This is a genomic window from Chitinophaga nivalis, from assembly GCF_025989125.1.
GTDB lineage: Bacteria > Bacteroidota > Bacteroidia > Chitinophagales > Chitinophagaceae > Chitinophaga > Chitinophaga nivalis.
The window spans coordinates 3393450-3399644 of sequence record NZ_JAPDNR010000001.1; the positions used below are offsets into that span (position 1 = coordinate 3393450).

At 41.1% G+C, this 6195-nt stretch carries 3 protein-coding genes; 2 read left to right on the top strand and 1 reads right to left on the bottom strand.

Annotated features, from left to right (window positions below; all coding sequences use genetic code 11):
* Positions 1-33 precede the first annotated feature (33 nt).
* Both OL444_RS13785 and OL444_RS13790 read left to right on the top strand, forming a co-directional pair.
* On the top strand, positions 34-1284 hold the full coding sequence (locus tag OL444_RS13785; RefSeq protein WP_264732587.1) for a cytochrome P450 family protein: 1251 nt from the start codon (positions 34-36) through the stop codon (positions 1282-1284).
* Positions 1285-1595: 311 nt separating this feature from the next.
* Positions 1596-2855, top strand: a complete 1260-nt coding sequence (locus OL444_RS13790) for a cytochrome P450 family protein (RefSeq protein WP_264732585.1) — start codon at positions 1596-1598, stop codon at positions 2853-2855.
* Between the two features lie 126 nt (positions 2856-2981).
* On the opposite strand, the gene OL444_RS13795 is transcribed toward OL444_RS13790, so the two are convergent.
* Positions 2982-3572, bottom strand: coding sequence for a hypothetical protein (locus tag OL444_RS13795; protein ID WP_264732583.1), 591 nt, complete (start codon positions 3570-3572; stop codon positions 2982-2984).
* Positions 3573-6195: the final 2623 nt, after the last annotated feature.

Here is a 6195-nt window from a genome sequence, read left to right on the forward strand (position 1 = left end):
CAGTTATTTTCCACCCTCAAAATAGATAATCATATGTCAGTTGTTAACAGATCAAAATGCCCTGTCTTATCCGGTTCCAATCAAAGTGAAGATCCTAACTTCAACGTGCTTACAGCAAATCCGGATCATTTTTTTAAACAATTGCGGCAAGAGGGACCTGTACACCGCGTAGCATTTGAAGATGGTTTCCCGGTTTGGCTGGTGACCCGTTATGATGATGTCATTAAAGTGTTACGGGACCCCCGCTTTACCAAAGTACCGGTAGATCAACGCAAAACCAATCCTGATGCCGGTCAGGAAGAAGAAGCCCCTATTTATAAACTGAGGGAAGATCACATGTTATCAAAAGATGCGCCTGACCATACCCGGCTGCGGACGCTGGTACAAAATGCCTTTACGCCCCGGTTGGTACAGTCGTTGCGCCCCCGTATTCAGCAGATTGCAGACGAACTGCTGGATAAAGTACAACATCGCGGAAAGATAGAATTGGTAGAAGAATTTTCTTATCCGCTTCCCATTAGTGTGATCTCCGAATTATTAGGCCTGCCGGTAAAAGACCGGGAAAAAGTAAAACAATGGTCTGCAGACCTGGTGACCATCCACGTATCAGATGGCAACCGGAATGTGACGGAAATAGCGTCTACTCACTTCGTTGCCTATTTAAAAGAAGCATTTGACTACAGAAGAGCCAATCCCGGCGATGACCTGATCAGCGAAATGCTCCGCCAGCGGGACCAGGGCGACAGCCTGACGGATGAAGAACTGTATGCGATGATATTCCTGCTGCTGATTGCAGGTCATGAAACGACAGCGCATCTGATCAGTAACAGTATATTCACCCTGTTAACAAATCCGGAGCAACTGGAACTGCTGCAACAGGAGCCGCAGTTAATCGGTGCTGCGGTAGAAGAAATGCTTCGTCACAGCGGTCCGGTACTGACATCTTCCATGAGAAGAGCATTGGTGGATGTGGAAGTCGATGGGGTGACCATTCCGGCCGGAGATGGGGTACTGGTCGTGATTGCTTCCGCCAACATGGATGAAAACAAATTCCACGAGCCGGAAACATTCGATATCAGGCGTACCGATAACCGGCATATTACTTTCGGCTATGGGGCACACTTTTGCCTCGGGGCGGCACTGGCGCGAATGGAAGCGGAAATTGCCATCGGTACCCTCCTGGAACGACTCCCTGATCTGCAATTTGATCCGGAGGTGGATGTGCTGGAATGGCGGAGTAATATTCTTATACGCGGTTTGAAAAAACTCCCGCTGATCTTCTGAGTAATGATAAAATAAGATAACCCCCATACGGCATCATATGCGATCGGAATAAGTTCATTTATATTATCAACAGGCTACGGCTCTCTGGCACCAGGTCCTGGTGAAAACCCGCTTCCGGTTAATGGCATTATTATGTGCAGTGTACCGGAAATACAAGCCAGGTTTATATGTTCCGTTTATAAGAATACCCGCAATAGTGAACGTACCTGTTACGTTTATATTAGCTGGTATGGCTACTTGTTTCCATGCCTGTACAATGAGATGAATAACCCAGTTAACGCTAGTATTAACCCTCAAAATGAACAACACTTATGACAGTTAGCAAAATCTCCAAATGTCCGGTGATAGCTGATCTTCGTCCTGAAGATGAACCCTATAGCAAGGTGTTTACGACCAACCCGGCCAACTTTTTTGAACAATTAAGACAACAGGAAAACCTATGCCAGATTACCATGGAAGGAAACTTTCCGGTCTGGTTAATTACAAAATTTGATGATGCCCAACAGGTATTGAAAGATCCCCGTTTTACAAAAGTACCTGCAGACGCCCGGGATCGTACCAGTCCCACGTACGATCCGGAGAACGAAGCGCCGATTTACAGAATGACAGAAGAAAATATGTTGTCGAGGGACGCACCGGAACATTCCCGTTTACGTTCCCTGGTACAAAGTGCTTTTGCACCGCGGTATATTCAGGGATTCCGCGCCCGTATACAGCAGGTCGCCGACGAACTGCTGGACAAAATCCAGGCAAAAGGTACCGGGCAAATGGATTTTGTAGAAGAATATGCCTATCCATTGCCGATTGTTGTACTGGCAGAACTGTTGGGGCTACCGCATCACGACCGGGAAAAATTACGTATCTGGTCGGAAGTGATGATGGAACTGAGAATCACTGATAGTAACCGGCAGGCATTGGAAGATGCTTCCATTGGCCTGAGAAATTATTTGAAAGAAGTATTTGTATTAAGACGGGAGCAACCCGGTGATGATTTGGTGACCGCCCTGCTCGAAGCGAGGAACGGTACAGATAAACTAAGTGAGGAAGAATTGTATGCCATGGTATTCCTGCTGATTGTGGCGGGCCACGAAACCACCGCCCACCTGCTGGGTAACAGCATGTATACCTTACTGGCCAACCCGGACCAACTGGCCATGCTACGCAATGATCCTGCATTGATTGTACCTGCGGTAGATGAAATGTTACGGCATAGCGGACCGGTATTAACCAGTACCATGCGCCGTGCCAGTACGGATATCGTTTGGGGCGGTGTTACGATGAAAGAAGGAGATGGCGTATTGGTGGTGCTCTCTTCCGCCAACATGGATGCCACCAAATTTACAGACCCGCAGGTATTTGATATCAAACGGGAGTATAACAAGCATATCGCCTTTGGCTTTGGCGCGCACTTTTGCATTGGCGCCTCACTGGCCCGGCTGGAAGCGGAAATCGCCATTGCCGCCATGTTGCAACGGTTTCCAGACTTACAATTCGATCCGGCAGTAGATGTATTGGAATGGCGGAATAATATGCTGATACGTGGGCTGAGAAAATTGCCATTGGTTTTTTAGAAGTGGAATGACCTGATGAGCTACCAAAAAACGCCGGGGTTACCGGCGTTTTTTTTGAGAGTGTAATGTGAACTGTGTTATTATTTAAATTAATGTTTCTCAAAATTTGTTATTTTTTTTCAGTAGCTATTCATGTTTAAAACTGAAAAAATCAAAAACGCCTGGTGAAATGCTAAGGTCAGGGCGAAACCTTATGATACCCTGAATAAAATATACTTTTAACTCCCGGCCATTTTTTATGCTAAATGTTGTAGCAAAGGTAATCGCTTTACATTCTATTTGATTCAATGTAGCATTATAATAGTGAACAAGTAAGTCTATTGGTACATCATCGCCGTCCGACAGGTCGATGTCATATTTTTTATCAGGGTTTGGACGCAATAAATCAAAAGTTATGGATTTAACAATTTCTAAGTTTTGAAAATGATGAAACCCATTGCTGTCAACAACTACATGTGTGATTTTATTGTTTTTATTTTCACTAAGCTGCTGAAGAAATGTTCTTATCAAAAAAAACAAAAGAAGTATGACGACTACTACTGTTGAAAATTTTATAAGAAAATTTATCTTATTTGAAGAGAGGGTGGCTATTGTAAAGACACTTATGGCAATAATCGTTATTGTAAACAGCATATACACAACTATTTTCACCATAAAAGTCACGCTCTCTGACTTTTCCGAATATTTGGGTTGAAATTCATTATTATGAATATCCATTGTTATACGTATTAAAAGGTAACGGAAAAGATATGTGCTTATTTCCAAAACTATATTTTACGTTACACCTGTGAAACCTGCATATTTCCTGAACGATGGATAAGCCTAAACCGCTACCAATATGGTCGGAAGATATCCTTAAAGATATTTGAACAATAAAGCGGTATTGAGTGGAAGTGTAACGTGAACTGTGTCATTGTTCAAATTAATGCTTCTCAAAAGTTGTTGTTTTCTTTCAATAGCCGATCACCAAATTTAATATAAAGTTCTTAAAAATCTACTTCCCCGATTGTGGATGGGAATTGCGCATTTTTTGCTGATATTTTTAAAGACTAAATATATCAATTTTAGCGATGTCTGTTCGGTAGAAAATACGCTTTTTGTTTTTGCTGTTTTTTATTTGACGGTGTACACCTGCTAGAGTTAGGGGAGTGAATAATATGCCTGCTGCATTCATTATACTCAAAAAATGCTGATTAATTGAGCCAATTATCCATCTGGGATTTACAGTTTAGCCAGTATTATTTGATCCGTTTTTTATATTGGAAAGGTAGATTTTTTACGAGCGTTAAAAATGGCGCCTTTCCTTCATTATTATCATCTTGTTGGACGTGTGTAGGTGTATGGTGGATTTTGTTACACGGATTACAGCCGGCTAATATGCCCGCTGGATTGCTTACTATACATAGGTATCCGCATAGGGTATTTTAAGGTTAACAAAACGTATCTTAATTTACACATTCCCAAAAGAGATAAAAAGTATATTTTTTATGATTATACACTTGTTATTGGCTGCCCAATGATTTAATAGACTCGCTCCCAAAAAGGATCATCACGAAAACAGACATAACGGACCAAATACGGATGCCATAAAATACGTAGTTGTACGTATACCGTATGCATACACTTTTTTAACCATGTAGGAAGCACTATCGGACCTGGTTGTGACACTTATCGAAAGTGTGGTCGTTTTTATTCCGTTCACGGAAGACTTTTGGTTGTTTCGTTTTTATTTGCTTATTTTACGACGCAAATATTTTTCAGCTATTGATTGGAAAGTATGGCGATATGACGAACTAAAAGGTTGACCCAACGCAACCCGATTATCCTAGACCCTAATAACTAGTTGTTTGTCAGGTTTTAAAAAAAAGAACATCGAAGAACCCGTAAAAAGGAAAAGAAATGCAGCTTACTGACTGCTGCCTCCTTCTTTAAAAAACGATGACCAACGCGTATGAAAAACAAAAGTCAGGTGTTGCGTGAGAAAAGTAGGTATTCTGATAAGAATACAGTTGTAAACCCGGGAGTTTGTTGTATCCGAATGCTATCCGAATTTGCCTTTAACAAGGGAACCTATGTCCGGTATCAGCGATAGATAAGAGTCCGCAGGATTTGGCTGTAGTTTTTATGAATGCTGGATGATTAGTAGATGCTTAAAAACCACTTTGTTATCAGACCAGAAATTTTAATCAGAACATTGTCAACTTAGAAGTATCACGGTTAATAGCCGATCATCATTTTGTTGCCAGGTGAGATAGCCCGGAAAATAGTAAATGTATACTGTTCATCATGTATGACAAAATAAACATGATGAAAGCCGGAAAATCTTTGCCCGAACGGGATGTGTAACGCTGTTTGCCACGTGAAAAATGTATCTGGAAAAAGAACCGTACTATAATTTAGTGACCAGCTAATGCGTTTAAAAAACAATCCTGCTTTACTATACAGCAATAGACCCGTTGAGGTAGGATATCACTGTTTGATACAGCTGATAGAGCGGAAAGCAGGAATAACGAACGATGGCAGCAGGAAACTAAAGTAATAGTAGCATAACCGTAAACACTATGTTAAAACAACTTTTAGAGAAACTCGTGTAAAAGAGAAAGGGAAACCAATTGTTAGTAATCCATCATGTCAACAGGGGAGCCATCATCCCCGGATAAACAGATAAAATATTCATTCAAGGATAGCTATCCAGGCTGCAAACAGTGGCAACATATGGTATAGCAGATAAAACGATAGTAATATTCTTTTCATATAAAAACATGAATGCAGGCAGGAAAATGATTTCCCGGATAAAGTGTAAACAGATAGACAGGAATAATGGAGAGAAAGGTATTAGATGATAAAGCGGCAATAAATAATTACACTTTGAACGGAAATTTCCGGCGGATATAATACATCATTATGTTTGTTTTCCTGCCGCATTCATCTGTCTGATGGAACACGGATCCGGAATACTTGATCACACGGTATTTGAGATGCTGTTCAGTTTTGTACCCGGTTCATGTCACTTTGTTATAGATAATTAATTAATACGGATAGATTGCTTCTTAACCACGAATCAATCGTATACTAAAATGGGAATGTGTATATAAATAATAATTAAGCCAGACCGCTAATTATGCTATGCACTTTTGTAATCGGTTCAACTAATCACTGACCGTAATGGCCTTGCTATGTGTTATCGGGAAATGTTTTCTCCCGATATCAGACAAGCCTTGTGATATAATGGGAATGTATCAATGGAATGATCGCTAAACAGGGTCATTGATTCCATATAATATTAAATGCGGCGGCTAATGATTGCCTGCCATGGTTACCAATAAAAGTAAATCAAGTT

Bases quoted from the DNA above. Each gene is read 5' to 3' on its own strand.
- OL444_RS13785 (WP_264732587.1), top strand. From the start codon at position 34: ATGTCAGTTGTTAACAGATCAAAATGCCCTGTCTTATCCGGTTCCAAT.
- OL444_RS13790 (WP_264732585.1), top strand. From the start codon at position 1,596: ATGACAGTTAGCAAAATCTCCAAATGTCCGGTGATAGCTGATCTTCGT.
- OL444_RS13795 (WP_264732583.1), bottom strand. From the start codon at position 3,572: ATGGATATTCATAATAATGAATTTCAACCCAAATATTCGGAAAAGTCA.